The organism is Nocardioides nitrophenolicus, from assembly GCF_016907515.1.
GTDB lineage: Bacteria > Actinomycetota > Actinomycetes > Propionibacteriales > Nocardioidaceae > Nocardioides > Nocardioides nitrophenolicus.
The window spans coordinates 4,761,789-4,778,983 of the sequence record NZ_JAFBBY010000001.1; the positions used below are offsets into that span (position 1 = coordinate 4,761,789).

Annotated in this window: 17 protein-coding genes; 14 read left to right on the forward strand and 3 right to left on the reverse strand. The window is 71.5% G+C overall.

Going from position 1 to position 17,195, the window contains the following annotated elements:
- Nucleotides 1-89: 89 nt before the first annotated feature.
- Nucleotides 90-1,046, forward strand: a complete 957-nt coding sequence (locus JOD66_RS22930) for a tyrosine recombinase XerC (RefSeq protein ID WP_205126517.1) — start codon at nt 90-92, stop codon at nt 1,044-1,046.
- Between the two features lie 36 nt (nt 1,047-1,082).
- On the opposite strand, the gene JOD66_RS22935 is transcribed toward JOD66_RS22930, so the two are convergent.
- Nucleotides 1,083-1,691, reverse strand: coding sequence for a peptidoglycan DD-metalloendopeptidase family protein (locus JOD66_RS22935; protein ID WP_204839121.1), 609 nt, complete (start codon nt 1,689-1,691; stop codon nt 1,083-1,085).
- Between the two features lie 307 nt (nt 1,692-1,998).
- On the opposite strand from JOD66_RS22935, the gene rpsB reads away from it, so the two are divergent.
- The 10 genes from rpsB (at nt 1,999) to rlmN (ending at nt 10,683) form a co-directional block, all read left to right on the forward strand.
- Entirely contained in the window at nt 1,999-2,919 is a 921-nt protein-coding gene (gene rpsB / locus JOD66_RS22940; RefSeq protein ID WP_204839122.1) for a 30S ribosomal protein S2, read from the forward strand.
- A gap of 40 nt (nt 2,920-2,959) precedes the next feature.
- A complete protein-coding gene (gene tsf, locus JOD66_RS22945) occupies nt 2,960-3,769 on the forward strand; it encodes a translation elongation factor Ts (protein ID WP_204839123.1) in 810 nt (269 codons plus the stop codon).
- Nucleotides 3,770-3,938: 169 nt separating this feature from the next.
- Nucleotides 3,939-5,162: an SHOCT domain-containing protein gene (locus tag JOD66_RS29650; RefSeq protein WP_204839124.1), complete on the forward strand. Its 1,224-nt coding sequence runs from the start codon at nt 3,939-3,941 to the stop codon at nt 5,160-5,162.
- Nucleotide 5,163: 1 nt separating this feature from the next.
- Nucleotides 5,164-6,420: a TFIIB-type zinc ribbon-containing protein gene (locus JOD66_RS22955; RefSeq protein WP_204839125.1), complete on the forward strand. Its 1,257-nt coding sequence runs from the start codon at nt 5,164-5,166 to the stop codon at nt 6,418-6,420.
- On the forward strand, nt 6,417-6,701 hold the full coding sequence (locus JOD66_RS22960; RefSeq protein WP_204839126.1) for a hypothetical protein: 285 nt from the start codon (nt 6,417-6,419) through the stop codon (nt 6,699-6,701). Before JOD66_RS22955 ends, JOD66_RS22960 begins: the two co-directional genes overlap by 4 nt.
- A gap of 34 nt (nt 6,702-6,735) precedes the next feature.
- A complete protein-coding gene (gene pyrH, locus JOD66_RS22965) occupies nt 6,736-7,449 on the forward strand; it encodes a UMP kinase (RefSeq protein ID WP_204839127.1) in 714 nt (237 codons plus the stop codon).
- 27 nt (nt 7,450-7,476) lie between these two features.
- Nucleotides 7,477-8,031 carry a ribosome recycling factor gene (frr, locus tag JOD66_RS22970; RefSeq protein ID WP_205126518.1) on the forward strand — a complete coding sequence of 185 codons (555 nt, stop codon included), beginning with the start codon at nt 7,477-7,479 and terminating at the stop codon, nt 8,029-8,031.
- Nucleotides 8,032-8,053: 22 nt separating this feature from the next.
- Entirely contained in the window at nt 8,054-8,938 is an 885-nt protein-coding gene (locus JOD66_RS22975; protein ID WP_204839128.1) for a phosphatidate cytidylyltransferase, read from the forward strand.
- A 179-nt stretch (nt 8,939-9,117) separates the two neighbouring features.
- Complete coding sequence (locus JOD66_RS22980; protein ID WP_204839129.1) at nt 9,118-9,489, forward strand: hypothetical protein; 372 nt, start codon at nt 9,118-9,120, stop codon at nt 9,487-9,489.
- A gap of 54 nt (nt 9,490-9,543) precedes the next feature.
- On the forward strand, nt 9,544-10,683 hold the full coding sequence (gene rlmN, locus JOD66_RS22985; RefSeq protein ID WP_204839130.1) for a dual-specificity RNA methyltransferase RlmN: 1,140 nt from the start codon (nt 9,544-9,546) through the stop codon (nt 10,681-10,683).
- A 21-nt stretch (nt 10,684-10,704) separates the two neighbouring features.
- On the opposite strand, the gene JOD66_RS22990 is transcribed toward rlmN, so the two are convergent.
- The gene (locus JOD66_RS22990) at nt 10,705-12,435 is read right to left on the reverse strand and encodes a TIGR03767 family metallophosphoesterase (protein WP_204839131.1); all 1,731 of its coding nucleotides are present in this window, start codon (nt 12,433-12,435) and stop codon (nt 10,705-10,707) included.
- Between the two features lie 127 nt (nt 12,436-12,562).
- Here JOD66_RS22990 and JOD66_RS22995 point away from each other — a divergent pair, with 127 nt between their 5' ends.
- Nucleotides 12,563-13,726: a glycosyltransferase family 4 protein gene (locus tag JOD66_RS22995; protein ID WP_204839132.1), complete on the forward strand. Its 1,164-nt coding sequence runs from the start codon at nt 12,563-12,565 to the stop codon at nt 13,724-13,726.
- Here JOD66_RS22995 and JOD66_RS23000 read toward each other — a convergent pair.
- A complete protein-coding gene (locus JOD66_RS23000; RefSeq protein ID WP_204839133.1) occupies nt 13,707-14,663 on the reverse strand; it encodes an LOG family protein in 957 nt (318 codons plus the stop codon). The two genes, JOD66_RS22995 and JOD66_RS23000, sit on opposite strands and share 20 nt — an antisense overlap.
- A 121-nt stretch (nt 14,664-14,784) precedes the next feature.
- On the opposite strand from JOD66_RS23000, the gene JOD66_RS23005 reads away from it, so the two are divergent.
- Both JOD66_RS23005 and metX read left to right on the forward strand, forming a co-directional pair.
- Complete coding sequence (locus tag JOD66_RS23005; RefSeq protein WP_204839134.1) at nt 14,785-16,071, forward strand: O-acetylhomoserine aminocarboxypropyltransferase/cysteine synthase family protein; 1,287 nt, start codon at nt 14,785-14,787, stop codon at nt 16,069-16,071.
- Nucleotides 16,068-17,195 (forward strand): homoserine O-acetyltransferase MetX, encoded by a 1,128-nt coding sequence (gene metX, locus JOD66_RS23010; RefSeq protein ID WP_204839135.1) that lies wholly within the window; start codon nt 16,068-16,070, stop codon nt 17,193-17,195. The genes JOD66_RS23005 and metX overlap by 4 nt, the downstream gene beginning before the upstream one ends.

Sequence of the window (17,195 nt, forward strand, 5' to 3'; positions counted from 1 at the left end):
GGCGGGTGGGTGTCCATGCGGAGCAGGTGGAGTCCGGCCGGGCGGCCGGGCGGCCCGCCGACCCACCCGCCGACCCACCCGCGGGCGAGCTGGACGGTGCGCCGCCGGCCGATGGCGCCGACCTTGACGACGTCCTCCCGGAGGCGTTCGCCCGGGTCCTGGGCGACTACGAGCGCCACCTCGTCGCGGAGCGCGACCTGACCGAGCACAGCGTCCGGGCCTATCTCGGTGACATCGCCGGGCTCCTCGACCACGCCGGCCGGCTCGGGCTGGTGGATCTGGCCGAGCTCGACCTGCGCACCCTGCGCAGCTGGCTGGCCAAGCAGCAGACCATGGGCCTCTCGCGTACGACGCTCGCCCGGCGGGCCACGGCCGCGCGCGTGTTCACGGGCTGGCTCGCCCGCACCGGCCGCACCCCCACCGACGTCGGCTCGGCGCTCGGGTCTCCGCGCCCGCACCGCACCCTGCCGGACGTGCTGCGGGTCGATGAGGCCACGCGACTGATCAGCGCCGCCACCGAGCTCGCCGACGACGGGAGCCCGGTCGGGCTGCGGGACGTGGCGATGCTCGAGCTGCTGTACGCGACGGGCATGCGCGTGGGTGAGCTCTGCGGCCTCGACGTCGACGACGTGGACCGTGACCGCAACGTCGTCCGGGTCTTCGGCAAGGGGCGCAAGGAGCGCACCGTGCCGTTCGGCCAGCCAGCGGCCGCCGCCCTCGACCGCTGGCTCAGCCAGGGCCGCCCGGACCTGGCTCGTCCCGGGTCCGGTCCGGCCCTGTTCCTCGGCGCGCGGGGCGGCCGGATCGACCAGCGCGCGGTCCGGACGCTGGTCCATCGCCGGCTCGCCGACGTCCCCGGCGCGCCGGACCTGGGCCCGCACGGCCTGCGCCACACCGCCGCCACCCACCTGCTCGAGGGCGGCGCCGACCTGCGCTCGGTCCAAGAGCTGCTCGGGCATGCCTCCCTCGCGACCACCCAGCGCTACACCCACGTCACGACCGACCGCCTGCGCCGGGCCTACCAGCAGGCCCACCCGCGAGCCTGACGCGCAGCCGTCGTCGGGCGCCCGGCGGGGGAGCGCTCACCGGGTCGTGTCGACCACCCCGTCGTCCGCGGCGCCGGCCGCCCGCGCGGCGGTCGCGGCACCCAGCGGAGGACCGGTGTGTCCGGCCGGACGGTCGCGCCAGAGCGGGAGCAGCCGCACCGGACCGGCGCGGACCAGGCGGAGCGGGTCGAGATAGGTCTCGCCGGCGATCCAGCCCCAGTGCAGGCAGGCGCGGGGGAGACAGTGGGAGCCGGGCAGCTGGAGCGTCCCGATCGGGGCGCCGGCGGGGAGCCGGGCGCCGACGGTGACGGCGGCGGCGACCGGCTCGTAGGTGGTGCGGGTGGCGCCGTGGCCGACGACGACCACGCCGCGGCCGGCGATCCGGCCCGCGAAGAGGACGGTGCCGGGGAGTGCGGTGCGGACCTGCTGACCGACGTGTCCGGCGAGGTCGACGCCGCGGTGACCGGAGGCGTAGGGGGAGCTGGGCGGATCGAAGGCGCGGACCACGTCGGGCACCGGCCACAGCGGCCAGACGCCGACCGGGTCGCCGGGGTCGGCTCGGGCGGTGGGGCCGGTGAGGAGCGGGCCGAGCACCAGGGCGAGGAGGGCGAGGAGAGCGGTGAGGCGGAGGGGTGAGCGGGTCATGGGGAGAGCGTGCGGGGGAGGTGGGACGGAAGTGGGGGTGGGGAGGGTGGGGCTGTGGAGAGTGGGGGTGGGGAGAGGGGGCTGTGGAGAGTCCAGGTCACGGATTGGTACGACGAGTGCTCGACGCCGTACGCTTGGAGGCACCGGTCCGCCCTGGACCGGAATTCGCTCGTCCGCAGACCACGACGGCTCCTCGCGGAGCCGATCGCCCGTGGGCGTCGATCCTCAGTCCTCCCGGACCCGGTCCGGGAGGTCGGATCACGCGCAGACGACAGGCACCAACTGAAAACAACAGGAGAAGATCATCATGGCTGTCGTGACCATGCGCCAGCTCCTCGAGAGCGGCGTCCACTTCGGACACCAGACCCGTCGTTGGAACCCGAAGATGAAGCGATTCATCCTCACGGACCGCAACGGCATCTACATCATCGACCTGCAGCAGTCGCTGGCCTACATCGACCGCAGCTACGCCTTCGTCAAGGAGACGGTGGCCAAGGGCGGGACGATCATGTTCATCGGCACCAAGAAGCAGGCGCAGGAGTCGATCGCCGAGCAGGCGACCCGCGTCGGCATGCCTTACGTCAACCAGCGCTGGCTGGGCGGCATGCTCACCAACTTCGCGACCATGAACCAGCGGATCAACCGCCTCAAGGAGCTCGACGACGTCGACTTCGACGACGTGGCCGGCTCCAACCGCACCAAGAAGGAGCTCCTGCAGATGAAGCGGGAGCACGCCAAGCTCGAGAAGACGCTGGGCGGCATCCGCGAGATGTCCCGGATCCCCTCCGCGGTGTGGATCGTCGACACCAACAAGGAGCACCTCGCCGTCGAGGAGGCGCGCAAGCTGCGCATCCCGATCATCGCGATCCTGGACTCCAACTGCGACCCCGACGACGTCGACTTCCCGATCCCGGGCAACGACGACGCCATCCGCGCGGTGGGCCTGCTGACCCGCGTCATCGCGGACGCGGCGGCCGACGGCCTCATGTCCCGCTCGGGCGCCGGCTCCGCGTCGAGCCCCGCCGCCGAGGAGCCCCTCGCCGCGTGGGAGCGCGAGCTCCTCGAGGGTGACGCCGCCGCGCCGGCCGCCGAGGCCACCGAGGCCACCGAGGCCACCGCCGAGGAGACCCCGGCCGCCGAGGAGACCGCCGCCGAGGCCACCGAGGCGCCCGCCGCCGAGGCTGCTGCCGAGGAGGCCCCCGCGGCCGACGCTCCGGCCGAGGCCTGAGCCCCCTCCCCGTCCACCCCTGAGAATCGAACGAGGATCCATGGCATTCACTGCTGCTGACGTCAAGAAGCTCCGCGAGCTGACCAGCGCCGGCATGATGGACTGCAAGAAGGCGCTCGACGAGACCGACGGCGACTTCGACAAGGCCGTCGAGCTGCTCCGCGTGAAGGGTGCCGCCAAGGCGGCCGCCCGCGGCGCCGAGCGCGAGACCTCGGCCGGCCTGGTGGCCAACGCCGGTGGCGCGCTCGTCGAGCTGAAGTCGGAGACCGACTTCGTCGCGAAGAACGAGGAGTTCATCAAGGCCGCCCAGCAGATCGCCGAGGCGATCGACGCGGGCAAGGCCACCGACACCGAGTCGGCCAAGGCGCTGCCCCTGGGCGACAGCACCGTCGGCCAGGTCGTCGAGGGCCTCGCCATCACCATCGGCGAGAAGATCGAGCTCGGCAACGTGGCGTACTTCGACGGCCCCGTCGCGGTCTACCTGCACAAGCGTGCGGCCGACCTCCCGCCGGCCGTCGGCGTCATCGTCGAGTACGAGGGCGACGAGGCCGCCGCCCGCGGCGCCGCCATGCAGGTGGCGGCCCTCAAGGCGCAGTACCTCACCCGTGACGAGGTCCCCGCGGACATCGTGGCGGCCGAGAAGGACGTGCTGACCAAGAAGACGATCGAGGAGGGCAAGCCCGAGGCTGCCGTCGCGAAGATCGTCGAGGGTCGCCTGGGCGGCTTCTTCAAGGAGCTCGTGCTCCTCGAGCAGGAGTCGGTCTCGGAGTCGAAGAAGACGGTCAAGGCCGTCCTCGACGCCGCCGGCACGACCGTGAAGCGGTTCGCCCGCTTCGAGGTCGGCGCCTAGCTGACGCACCGACGACCGGTGGCCACCTTCGGGTGGCCACCGGTCGTCTGTTTTTTCCCTGTGCCGTCAACCGGCAGGGGGTAGGTTTGTGCCGCCCGGCCATCGGACATGTGTCGGACCTGCGCGTCCGCGCTCGCGGACGCACCTCGATGTCAGAAGGAGACGTCACGTGGGACTCATCCAGGCTGCAATCGGTGCGATCGGCGGCACCCTCGCCGACCAGTGGGTCGACTTCTACGGCGTCCCCGACGGCGTCGGCTCGACGGTCGCGGTGTTCCCGGCGGTCGCCAAGGGCCAGAACGCCGGCCGCGGCAGCAACACCCAGGGCTCCGAGGGGGTCATCACCAACGGCTCCAAGATCATCGTGCCGGAGGGCTACGGCCTGGTGCTGATGGAGGACGGCGCCTTCACCGGCTTCGCCGCCGAGCCGGGTGCCTACATCTGGAACTCCGACGACCCGGCCTCGCAGTCGATCTTCACCGGCGGCGGCCTCGTCGACTCGCTGATCAAGCAGAGCTGGGAGCGCTTCAAGTTCGGCGGGCGGCCCTCGGCCCAGCAGTCCGCGATCTTCGTGACGCTCAAGGAGCTGCCCAACAACAAGTTCGGCACCCAGTCGGAGATCTACTGGGACGACGCCTTCCTCAACACCCAGGTCGGCGCGATCACCCGCGGCACCTACACCCTGAAGATCACCGACCCGCTGACCTTCATCCGCAACTTCGTGCCGGCCGAGGTCATCACCGGTCGCCGTCGGTTCGACTTCACCGACATGGACAACCCGGCCGGTGAGCAGCTGTTCAACGAGGTCGTCGGCTCGCTCGCGCCGGCGTTCTCGATGTACACCAACGACCCGGCCAAGGGGAACCGCATCTCCCGGCTCCAGCAGGACTCGATCGGCTTCGCCCAGTCGCTGTCCGCGGCGGTCGAGCAGAACTACCAGTGGCGCACCGACCGGGGTCTGGAGATCGTCAAGACCGCGATCATCTCGATCGAGTACGACGCCAACACCCGCGAGCTGCTCAAGAACGTCCAGCGCGCCGACGCCCTGTCCGGCTCGCGCGGCAACTCCAACCTGCAGGCGTCGGTCGCGGCCGGCATCGAGGCGGCCGGTGAGAACGCCGGGCCGGGCGGCCTGATCGGCATGGGCATGGCCACCGGCGGCATGGGCCTGGGCGGCCTCCAGCAGCCGGTCCCGCCGGCCGGCGCCCCCGCGGCCCCGGCTGCGACCGCGCCTCCGGCGGCGCCCGCCGCCCCGGCAGCGCCCGCGGCCCCGGCGGCTCCCGCCGCCGAGGACCCGATGGCGGTGCTCAAGCGGGCCAAGGAGATGCTCGACGCCGGGCTGATCACCCAGGAGGACTACGACGCGGCGAAGGCAAAGGCGCTCGGTCTCTGACATGACCCAGGACTCCGCTGAGCCGAAGCAGCCCACCTTCGACGGGCCACCCCTGTCGCTGGAGGAGGAGCTCGCCGCGGCCAAGGCCGAGCCGGAGCCCGGCCCGAGCATCGAGACCGTCAACGAGTCGCTCAAGGACGGCCTCAACCGCTGCCCGAAGTGTGGCTCGACCGACGTCCAGCTGCGCGGGTCCACGGGCATGCTGGTGTGCCTGTTCTGCCGCAACGAATGGCAGGAGGCCCGCGTCGAGGAGGAGTTCGGCCTCGGCGAGGGCATCGACCAGCTCGAGGGCACGGTCATCGCCAGCGGTGCGGGTGACATCGCGGCCGATGCGGCCGACCAGCTCACCTTCAAGTGCGAGGCGTGCGGCGCGGAGGTCGTGGTCGACACGGCCCACGCGCTGAACGCCCGCTGCCACTGGTGCCGGCACACCCTCAACGTCAACCAGCAGATCCCCAACGGCGCCGTACCCGACGCGGTGCTGCCGTTCCGGCTGACCAAGGACGAGGCGGTCGAGAAGATCCGGGAGTTCGCCTCCAAGCGACGGCTCTTCGCGCACAAGCGGTTCAAGAAGGAGTTCGTGCCGGAGAACGTCCTCGGCGTCTACCTGCCCTACCTCGTGATCGACGCGCGCGCGGAGTCGCAGTACTGGGGCAAGGGCGAGGTGCAGACCCGGCGCTGGACGGAGAAGCAGGGCGACAACAACGTCACCTACTACGCCGCCGACGTCTACCAGGTGGCCCGGCAGGTGTCGTTCACGGTCGACGACCTGACCGTAGAGGGCTCCTCCGAGCGCGCCCAGATCGGGCCGGCGAACACCAACAACATCATCAACACGATCCTGCCGTTCGACACGAAGAACGCGGTCAAGTGGAACGCCAGCTACCTCGTCGGGTTCACCAGCGAGAAGCGCGACCTGAACGTCGAGGCGGTCCGTCCACACCTCGAGGACCAGCTGCTCTCGATCGGCCGCTCGCAGGTCCGGGCGTCGCTGGGGCGCTTCGACCGCGGCGTGCGCTGGGAGCAGGAGAAGCTCGACGTCGGCGGCTCGCGCTGGGTGTCGATGTACCTCCCGGTGTGGCTGTACTCCTACCGCCAGGAGAGCAACGGCATGCTCCACTACATCGCGGTCAACGCCCGCACGGGAGAGACCATGGGCAGCATCCCGGTCTCCCAGCCCAAGCTGCTCCTCGCGGCATTCACTGTCGGCACCTTCCTCGAAGGCATCGCCGGCGCGATCCTGGTGGCGATGGCATGACACTCGACCTGATCACGGCCCTCATCCCGATGGCCTCCGACGACGGCGCCGTCTGGCTGCTGGCCGCCGGGCCCGCGGGCGGCGCGGCGACGTACTGGGCCTTCTACCGCTACTACCGCAACAACGACAAGTCCCATCAGTTCGAGCGTGACACCCTCATCGCCGCCCAGCCGGTCCAGGGCGGCGAGGAGAAGGTCGGTCACATCTCGAAGACGCGCAACTCCGACATCGAGGGCGACAACAGCGACAAGTACCGCCAGCGGGTGCAGCGGGTGCAATGAGGGGGTGGCACGCGAACCCCGGTAAGGTCGCTTCGTGCCCGGTTACAAGCGCGTCCTCCTGAAGCTCTCCGGTGAGGTGTTCGGCGGTGGCAAGGTCGGGGTCGACCCCGACGTCGTCCAGGCGATCGCCCACGAGGTCAAGGCGGTCGCGGACGCCGGCGTGCAGATCGCCGTGGTGACCGGCGGCGGCAACTTCTTCCGGGGCGCCGAGCTCCAGCAGCGCGGCATGGACCGGGTCCGGGCCGACTACATGGGCATGCTCGGCATCGTGATGAACTGCCTCGCGCTCCAGGACTTCCTGGAGAAGCAGGGCGTCGAGACCCGCGTGCAGACCGCGATCACGATGGGCCAGGTCGCCGAGCCCTACATCCCGCGGCGCGCGATCCGCCACATGGAGAAGGGCCGGGTCGTGATCTTCGGCGCCGGCATGGGCCTGCCCTACTTCTCCACCGACACCGTCGCCGTCCAGCGCGCGCTGGAGAGCCGGTGCGACGTGGTCCTGGTCGCCAAGAGCGGCGTCGACGGCGTCTACAGCGCCGACCCGAACGTCGACCCCACCGCGACCAAGTACGACGAGCTGACCTACGACGACGCGATCGCCCAGGGGCTGCGGATCATGGACCAGACGGCGTTCGCGCTGTGCGGCGAGAACAAGCTTCCGATGATCGTCTTCGGCATGGAGCCCGAGGGCAACATCCTGCGGGTCGTGCAGGGTGAGAGGATCGGCACGCGGGTCAGCGCAGGCTGAGCAGAAGGCAACGAAGGAGAACCGGTGATCAACGACACCCTCAACGAGGCCGACCAGAAGATGGGCAAGTCGGTCGACGCGACCCGTGAGGAGTTCGCGGCGATCCGCGCCGGGCGTGCGCACCCGAGCATGTTCAGCAAGATCATGGTCGAGTACTACGGCACCCCCACGCCGATCCAGCAGCTCGCGTCGTTCACGGCCCCCGAGCCGCGCATCATCATCGTCGCGCCGTTCGACGTGAGCGCGATCGGCAACGTCGAGCGCGCGATCCGCGACTCGGACCTCGGCATCAACCCGTCGAGCGACGGCAAGCAGCTGCGCTGCGTCTTCCCCGAGCTGACCGAGGAGCGCCGCAAGGAGTTCATCAAGCTCGCCAAGGAGAAGGCCGAGGGCGGCAAGGTCGCCGTACGCCAGGTGCGTCAGAAGGCCAAGCAGAGCCTGGAGAAGCTCGAGAAGGACGGCGAGGTCGGCAAGGACGACGTCACCGGCGCCGAGAAGCGTCTCGACGGCCTGACCAAGAAGCACACCGACGCGATCGACGAGCTGCTGAAGAACAAGGAGGCCGAGCTGCTCGAGGTCTGACGACCTCGCGACGCTCCACTCCATGTCCTCGACGTCTCCCTCCTCGAACGACGCCGCCCCCCAGAAGGACCACGGCCGCGCCGGCCGGGACCTGAAGGCGGCGGTCGGGTCCGCGGTCGTGCTGCTCAGCGCGATCGCGGCCTCGCTGCTGTTCTGGAAGCCGGCGTTCATGGTGATCGTCGCGATCGCCGTGGTGGTCGCGGTCTGGGAGCTGCGCAAGGGCCTGCTCGCCAAGGACATCGACCTGCCCGAGCAGCCGCTGATGATCGGCGGCGTGGTGATGGTCGTCGTCGCCTACCTGTGGGGCTCCGCGGCCCTGGTGACGGCGACCGCCGTGAGCGCGCTGGTGATCATGCTGTGGCTGCTGCGCCGCGGCATCGACGGTTACGTCAAGAACGCCACCGCCTCGGTGTTCGCGCTCGTCTACGTGCCCTTCCTGGGCTCGTTCGTCGCGCTGATGCTCGCCGAGGGCGGCCGCGACGGCGGCGGCCTCGACGACCCGGGCGTCAAGGGCATCATCACCTTCATCCTGGTGACCATCGCCTCCGACATCGGCGGCTACGTCGCGGGCGTGCTCTTCGGCAAGCACCCGATGGCGCCGGTCATCTCGCCCAAGAAGTCCTGGGAGGGCTTCGCCGGCTCCACCCTGGCCACCGTCGGCGCCGGCGTCGCGCTCGTGGTCTACCTGCTCGACGGCGACTGGTGGATCGGGGTCGCGCTGGGCCTGATCGCCGTCGTCATGGCCACTCTCGGCGACCTGTGCGAGTCGGTCATGAAGCGCGACCTCGGCATCAAGGACATGAGCCAGGTCATCCCCGGCCACGGCGGCCTGATGGACCGCCTCGACTCGCTGCTCGCCACGATCGCCCCGATCTGGCTGCTGCTGCACTACGGCATCTTCACCTGATCCGTCGCACCCGGCATCCGGGTCGGTGATCCGGGCGAATCGGAGCAGATATGCCGGGTGAGATGGCTCGGCCCGCGCTCGGGAGGTCGCGACGAGCGGGTGGTCGCGATCGACCACGGAGTGCTCGATGAGTGGCGGATACCCGGTCCTTGGTGTCTCCCCGCTACGATCGCCCGGACATGAGTGACGTAGGTGACGGCCGCGTGGGCGGCGAGGTGGCCGCGCCGGACGAGAGGTCTCGGCGCCCCGACTGGTTCCACCGCGGGCACCCCGTCTTCTTCCCGCTGGCCGGCTTCTTCACGGGCATGGTCGCGGTCATCGTCGTGCCCGGGCTGTACGCCGCGGTGATCAAGTGGCTCGCCGGCTACAAGCGCGTCGAGGAGCTGTTCCCGTTCGTCCTGCTGATGTTCGTGGTGCCGATCGGGCTGCTCGTGCCCCAGCACACCCGCCGGTTCGGGCGCTACATGCTGCTCGGGATGGTCTCCACGCTGCTCGTGGTGGCGGGGGTCGGCATCGCCGTGGTGTGGTTCCTGCTCGCCAAGGACGCCTGAGCCCGGATCCAGCGGGATTGGGTCCCGGCGCCCCCGGGTGGGAGAATCGTCGCGATGTCCGACCAGCCCGACGCGCCGCCGCGCTCGCTTCCCCTCGTCCTCGCGGAGCCGCGGGGACGCAAGAAGCCTCCCCGGCACCTCGCCGACCTGACGCCGGCCGAGCGCAAGGACCTCCTGGTCGAGATGGGGCTGCCGGGCTTCCGGGCCCAGCAGGTCTCCACCCACTACTTCTCGCGGCTGGTCCACGACCCCGCCGAGATGACCGACCTCCCGGCGGCCCAGCGGGCCGAGCTGGTCGGTGCGCTGCTGCCCGACCTGATGGACCCGATCCGGCAGCAGAGCGCCGACAAGGGCAAGACCGTCAAGACGCTGTGGAAGCTCTTCGACGGCTCCCTGGTCGAGTCGGTGCTGATGCGCTACAAGGACCGGGCCACGATCTGCATCTCCAGCCAGGCCGGCTGCGGCATGGCCTGCCCGTTCTGCGCCACGGGCCAGGGCGGCCTGCAGCGCAACATGTCGACCGCCGAGATCGTGCACCAGGTGGTCGTCGGCGCCCGGGCCATGGCCAGCGGCGACGTCGCCGGCGGACCGGGGCGGCTCTCGAATGTCGTCTTCATGGGCATGGGCGAGCCGCTCGCCAACTACAAGGCGACCCTGGGCGCCGTACGCCGGCTGACCGAGCCGGCACCCTCCGGGCTCGGCCTCTCCGCGCGCCACGTCACGGTCTCGACCGTCGGCCTGGTGCCCCGGATCCGGCAGCTCGCCGACGAGGGCATCCCCGTCACGCTCGCGCTCTCCCTCCACGCGCCCGACGACGAGCTGCGCAACGACCTGGTCCCGATCAACACCCGCTTCTCCGTCGCCGAGACGGTCGACGCGGCCTACGAGTACTTCTCCAAGACCGGGCGCCGGGTCTCGATCGAGTACGCCCTGATGCGCGACATCAACGACCAGGGCTGGCGGGCCGACCTGCTCGCCGACGTCCTCGCCGCCGACGGCCGGGGCACGAGCTGGGTCCACGTCAACCCGATCCCGCTCAACGAGGTGCGGGGCTCGCGCTTCACCCGCTCGCGCGAGGACGACATGACCGAGTTCATACGCCGGCTCCAGGCCAAAGGCATCGCGGCGACCATGCGGGACACGCGAGGCAGCGAGATCGACGCCGCCTGCGGGCAGCTCGCGGCCGCGGAGTAGCACTCCCTCGGCTTCCAGGGCTCACGCCAGCGGGTTGGCCACCAGCAGCTCGACGTTGCGGTCGTCGGGGGTGCCGAGGCCGGCGCCGTGGTCGTGCCAGTCGTTGGCGGCGAGCTCGCGAGCCAGGCCGGCGAGCTGCTCGGCGTTGGCGAGGCCCGCGCCGGCGGAGGCGGGGCCGGCGTGGTCGACCATGGTGGTGAAGATCGACAGCGTGCCGTCGCGGTTGTCGGCGACCTCGATGATCCGGGCCTGCTGCGGCCAGTCGATGTGGGAGGCGGTGGTGATCTCCCACAGGCCGCCGCCGGCGGGGCGGGGGCGTGGGGTGATCTTGTTGCGGTGGGTGTGGCCGTTGACCCAGGCGATGACCGACGGCGTCGCGAGCAGGGCGTCGAGGACCTTGGCGCCGGTGACCCGGGTCTCCAGCGAGCCGCCGGTGGCGATGAGCGGGTTGCCCATGGTGTCGGAGGTGTGGTGGCTGAAGACCAGCACGGCCTTGTCCGACGACTGCGCGAGCAGGGCCTGCAGCCAGGCGAACTGGGTCTTGTCGAGCGAGCCGTCGGCGTACCCGTTGGGGTTGACCGTGTCGAGCACGACGAAGCGGAACCGGCCCTGGTCGAAGGAGTAGTACGCCGTGCCCTGCTGGCGGTTGGTGCTCGTGAAGCCGTGGCCGAAGGGAGCGCCGCCGAGCAGGAAGTGCTGCTCGACGATCTGCTTGCGGGTGAGCAGCCGGCGGTTGAGGTCGGGGGTGACCGCGCGCACGCCGGCGTTGGTGACGCCGCTGAGCAGGCCGGTGAGCACGGCGGCGGGGTCGGTGGTGAGGTCCTGGAGCAGCTGGCCCGGGTCGAGGCCGAGCGGCGGCGAGACGATCTTGAGGGCGCCGAGGGCGATCAGGTTGAGCTGCAGCGTGGAGGCGGGGAAGTTGCCCTGGGCGAGGCCGTCGTGGTTGCCGAAGACGGAGTACCACGGGATGGTCAGGCCCTCGGCGGTGAACGGGCGGCGGGCGGCGTCGAGCAGACCGGGGACGACGGGGAAGCCGTACTCCGCGCGCGGGTGGTCGACGGGCTTGCCCGCGGGGTTGCCCTCCGGGTGCCAGTACGCCGGGTCGTAGGTCAGCGGGGCGCTGTCGGCCACGCCCTCCCACCGGGTGAGGTTGCCGGAGTCGACGCGGACCTGGCCGCCGTTGAGGACGCTGATGTTCCAGCGCACCTCGTTGAACTGGGAGTTGTCGGAGTTGTCGCCGGTCTGGATGGCGAGGGCGAACGGCTTGCCGGTCACCGGTCCGGCGCCGATCCGGTTGATCGCCTTCACCATCGAGTCGGCGACGTGGCCGGTGAGCATCTCCTGCGGCCGGTACGACGAGGTGAACAGTCCGGTCGACGGCAGCGGGCTGGGGTCGTCGAGGCGGTCGGTCCACTCCAGGCGCAGCGGCGACTGGGCGTCGACGATGTGGATGTCGCTGAGCTGGACGAAGGAGAGCAGCCCCTGTCGGCGCCCGGCGCGGCCGGCGTCGCTGAGCACGCCGAGGGCGGTGCGGGCGACGTGCGGCTCGCCCGAGGCGGTGATCACGCTGCGGTAGCCGTTCGCGCCGGCGGGGCCGGTGGCGTAGGTCCGGCCGAGGGTGGCGGGAGCGGGAGCGGGGGCCGGGTCGGCGGAGGCGGGGGAGCGGAGCACGCCCGGGAGCGTGGTGGCGGCGGCCGCGAGCCCACCGGCGGCGATGGCGTTGCGGATCAGGTTTCGGCGAGAGATCTCCACGAAGCAGGCAACGACGCGGGGGTGACCGGGGTCACGTGTCGTCGTACGCCAGTCGTTCACGAACGGGACGCCCGACACTCGCGCAATCCCGGGCTGGTGTTGACGCGCGGTTCCTAGCGTCCGTGTCATGAGCGAGGCCATGAGCGAGGCCATGAGGGCAGAGAGGAAGCTCCGCGTCCTGGTGGTCGCCGAGTCCTTCCTCCCGCAGGTCAACGGGGTGACCAACTCGGTCCGCCGGGTGCTCGAGCACCTCGCGGCCGAGGGGCACCACGCCGAGCTGGTGGCGCCGACCGGCCCGGACACCTATGCCGGCTTCCGGGTCCGTCGCGCCCGGGGGGCGAACCTGCCGTTCTACCCGGACTTCCGGCTCGGCCTGGAGACCCGCCGGCGGCTGCGCCAGCGGATGCTGCAGTTCCGCCCGGACGTCGTCCACATCGCCTCGCCCGCGACGCTCGGCTACCAGGCCGCTCGCGCCGCCGGCGAGCTCGGCATCCCGACCGTCGCGATCTACCAGACCGACCTGGTCGGCTTCGCGGAGAGGTACGACGTCCCCGGGGGCGTGCGGGCCGCCGCCGGGCTCACCCGCCGCATCCACCAGCAGGTCGACCGCACCCTCGCGCCGTCGACCGCGAGCATCGAGCAGCTCCGGGACCTGGGTGTCCCCGAGGTGTACCGGTGGGGCCGGGGTGTCGACCTGGTGGCCTTCCACCCGCGGCACCGCGACGAGGAGCTGCGCCGGCGGATCGCGCCGGACGGCCGCCTCCTGGTCGGGTACGTCGGCCGGCTGGCCGCCGAGAAGGAGCTGGACCTGCTCACCCACCTCGCCGACGACCCGCGCTACGCGCTCGTGGTCGTGGGCGGGGGCCCGGAGGAGCAGCGGCTGCGCGGCCTGCTGGGTGGCCGGGCCACCTTCCTCGGGCTGCTGCACGGCGACGACCTGAGTCGGGCGTACGCCTCGCTGGACGTGTTCGTCCACACCGGCCGCTACGAGACCTACTGCCAGTCGGCGCAGGAGGCGCTGGCGGCGGGCGTCCCGGTGGTCGCCCCGGCCGCGGGGGGACCGGTCGACGTGGTCGCGCACGGAGCGTCCGGCCTGCTCTACCGGCCGGGCGACGGTGCGGACCTGGCGGCCGCGGTCGACCGGCTGGCCCGGGACCCGCTGGTGCGGAGCCGGATGGCGGCGACCGGGGTCCGGGCGGTCCAGGAGCGGTCGTGGTACGCGATCAACGAGCAGCTGGTCGCCCACTACCGTGCGGTGCTCGGCGTCCGGGTCAGCGCGCGGGCCGCGTGACGAGCAGGCTCGCGGCCTCCTCGACCGTGTCGACGAGATGGACGTGTTGCTCCATCGCGCGGCCGCGGGCGAGCGCCTGCAGCAGGGCCCAGGCCGGCAGCTCCTCGGTCCAGTAGCGCCGGCCGACGAGCACCATCGGCGCGACCGCGTCGTCGGTGGCGTAGTAGTTCTCGCACGCGTCCTGGAAGATCTCCTGGACCGTGCCGCCGGCGCCGGGCAGGAACACGATCCCGGCGTCGCAGACCAGCAGCAGGATCGCCTCGCGCAGGGCGTTGCGGAAGTACTTCGCGATCGCGGTCGCGAACAGGTTCGGCGGCTCGTGGCCGTAGTGCCAGGTCGGTACGCCGAGCGACGGGGTGGGGTCCGCGGTGAGGCTGAGCGCGTCGCGGGCCGCCGCCACCCAGTCGTCGACCGAGGGCCGGAAGGACGGGACGGCGGCCAGCCGGCGCAGCGCCTCGGTGAGGGCGTCCGGGGGCGCCGCGGCCAGCCGGCAGCCGAGGTTGGCGGCCTCCATCGCGCCCGGCCCGCCGCCGGTGGCGACCACGTGGTCGCGGCCGAGCAGGGCACCGAGGCGGGCCGCCTCGGCGTACGCGGGGGTGCCGCGGTCGGCGGCGTGACCGCCCATCACCCCGACCAGGCCGCGCCCGGCCTGCGCGACCCAGGCGCCGAGCGCGGTGTCGATCGCCTGGTCGTGCAGCACCTCGGCCAGCGCCTCCGCGGGGCCCGAGGTCGCCAGCGCCCAGTGGTAGGCGCGCCCGTCGAGGGTGTCGGCGTAGCGCGGCGCGTCGTAGAGCTCGTCGGCGGTGTAGAGGCGGGTGCGGCCGATGTCCAGGCCGGCGACGTGGCTGCCGGCGACGGCACCTGCTCCGGCCTCGAGGGCGTGGTCGGCGTCGGTGCGGCACTCGACGACGACGCTGCGGGTGCGGGGTCTCCTCACCGGGCGGACGCTACCCGGCCGATGTCTGCCCTGTGGGACGGTGTTTGTCTATTGATTAACTTGACTTTAATCTGGTGAGACATCGCCCTTCCGATCGAGGGGCCAGCGACAGGAGCCACCGATGACCCACCGCCCCGAGACCCTCGCCGTGCACGCCGGCCAGGAGCAGCCCGACCCCGCGACCAACGCGCGAGCGGTGCCGATCTACCAGACGACGTCGTACGTCTTCAACGACACCGAGCACGCCGCCAACCTGTTCGCGCTGGCCGAGCCGGGCAACATCTACACCCGGATCATGAACCCGACCCAGTCGGCGTTCGAGGAGCGCGTGGCGCAGCTCGAGGGCGGCGTGGGGGCCCTCGCGGTCGCCTCGGGCTCGGCGGCGATCACTTACGCGGTGCTCAACCTGACCTACGCCGGCGACAACATCGTGGCCATCTCCACGCTCTACGGCGGCACCTACGCGCTCTTCGCGCACACGCTGCCGCAGTACGGGATCGAGGTCCGCTTCGTCGACCCGAACCGCCCCGAGGACCTCGCCCAGCACGTCGACGAGAAGACCAAGCTGGTCTTCGCCGAGACCGTCGGCAACCCGAAGATCAACGTCGTCGACATCCGGGCCTGGGCCGACGCCGCCCACGCCGAGGGGCTGCCGCTCGTCGTCGACAACACGGTCACCACGCCCTACCTGGAGCGGGTCTTCGACCACGGCGCCGACGTCTCGGTGCACTCCGCGACCAAGTACATCGGCGGTCACGGCACCTCCATCGGCGGCATCATCGTCGACTCCGGCAACTTCGACTGGGCGGCCCACACCGACCGCTTCCCCGGCCTCACCACGCCGGACGGCGCGTACCACGGCGTGGTGTGGACCGAGGCGGTCGGCAATCTCGCCTACATCATCCGCGCCCGGACGGTGCTGCTGCGCAACACCGGCGCCGCGATCGCGCCCCTCAACTCGTTCCTGTTCCTGCAGGGCCTCGAGACCCTGCACCTGCGCCTGGAGCGGCACAGCGAGAACGCGCTCGCCGTCGCGAAGTACCTCCAGGCCCACGAGGCGGTCGCCTGGGTCAGCTACCCCGGCCTCGAGACCGACCCGTCGCACGCGATCGCCAACCGGCTGTTCACCGGCAAGGGATACGGCGGCCTGGTCTCGTTCGGCCTGAAGTCCGGCCGTGACGGCGGCAAGCGGTTCATCGAGTCGCTCCAGCTGTTCAGCCATCTGGTCAACATCGGCGACGCCAAGTCCCTGGCGGTGCACAACGCGACGACCACCCACTCCCAGCTCACGCCGGAGGAGCTCGAGGCGGCCGGCGTACCGGAGGACCTGGTGCGGCTCTCGGTCGGCATCGAGAACATCGACGACATCATCGCCGACCTCGAGCAGGCGCTGATCGCGGCCAAGTGACCACCTCCCACACCGGCCCCGCCCCGGCGCTCGCCGGGTCGGTCGGGCCGGTCACCACCCGGCGGGCCGTGCTCACGCAGCACGGCCCGCTGGTGCTGACCTCCGGGGCGCGCCTCGACCACGTCGAGGTCGCCTACGAGACGTACGGCGAGCTGTCGCCCGCGCGCGACAACGCGGTGTTCGTCTGCCACGCCCTCACCGGCGACGCCCACGCCGCCGGCTGGCACGACGGCGCGCGGCGGCCGGGCTGGTGGGACAACCTGATCGGGCCGGGCAAGGCGCTCGACACCGACCGGTTGTTCGTGGTGAGCGCCAACCTGCTCGGCGGCTGCTCCGGCACGACCGGTCCCTCGTCGGTCGACCCGGCCACCGGCCGGGCCCACGGACCGGACTTCCCGACGCTCGACATGGCCGACTTCGTGACCGCCCACCGTGGCCTGCTCGACCACCTCGGCATCGAGCGTCTGCATGCCGCGGTCGGCGGCTCGCTCGGCGGGATGCAGATCCTGGAATGGGCGCTCCAGGAGCCGGACCGGATCGAGCGCGCGGTCCTCGTCGCCGCGAGCTCTCGGCTGACCACGGAGAACATCGCGTTCTCGGCGGTCGCCCGCGCGGCGATCCTGGAGGACCCCGACTTCCGCGGCGGTCGGTACGCCGAGCACGGCGTCAGCCCACGGCACGGGATGAAGATCGCCCGGATGATGGCCCACATCACCTATGTCTCCGGGACCTCACTCGCCGAGAAGTTCGGGCATGCGCGCGACACCGCCGGGACCGAGAAGCGGCTGGCCGCCGACTTCGAGGTGGAGCACTACCTGCAGCACCAGGGGGAGAGCTTCCTGGAGCGGTTCGACGCGCTGTCCTATCTGCACCTGACTCGGCCGATGGACTACTTCGACCCGTTCGCGACCCACCCGGACGTCGTACCGTCGACCCGGTTCCGGCTGATCTCCTTCGACTCCGACTGGCGCTTCCCGACTGCCCACTCGCTGCGGATCCGCGACCGGCTCGCCGCGCGCGGGGTCGCCGTCGACCACACCGAGCTGCCCTCGCCCTGGGGCCACGACTCGTTCCTGCTGGAGCCGCCGGGCTACCACGACCTGGTGCGCTCCTTCCTCGGCTGA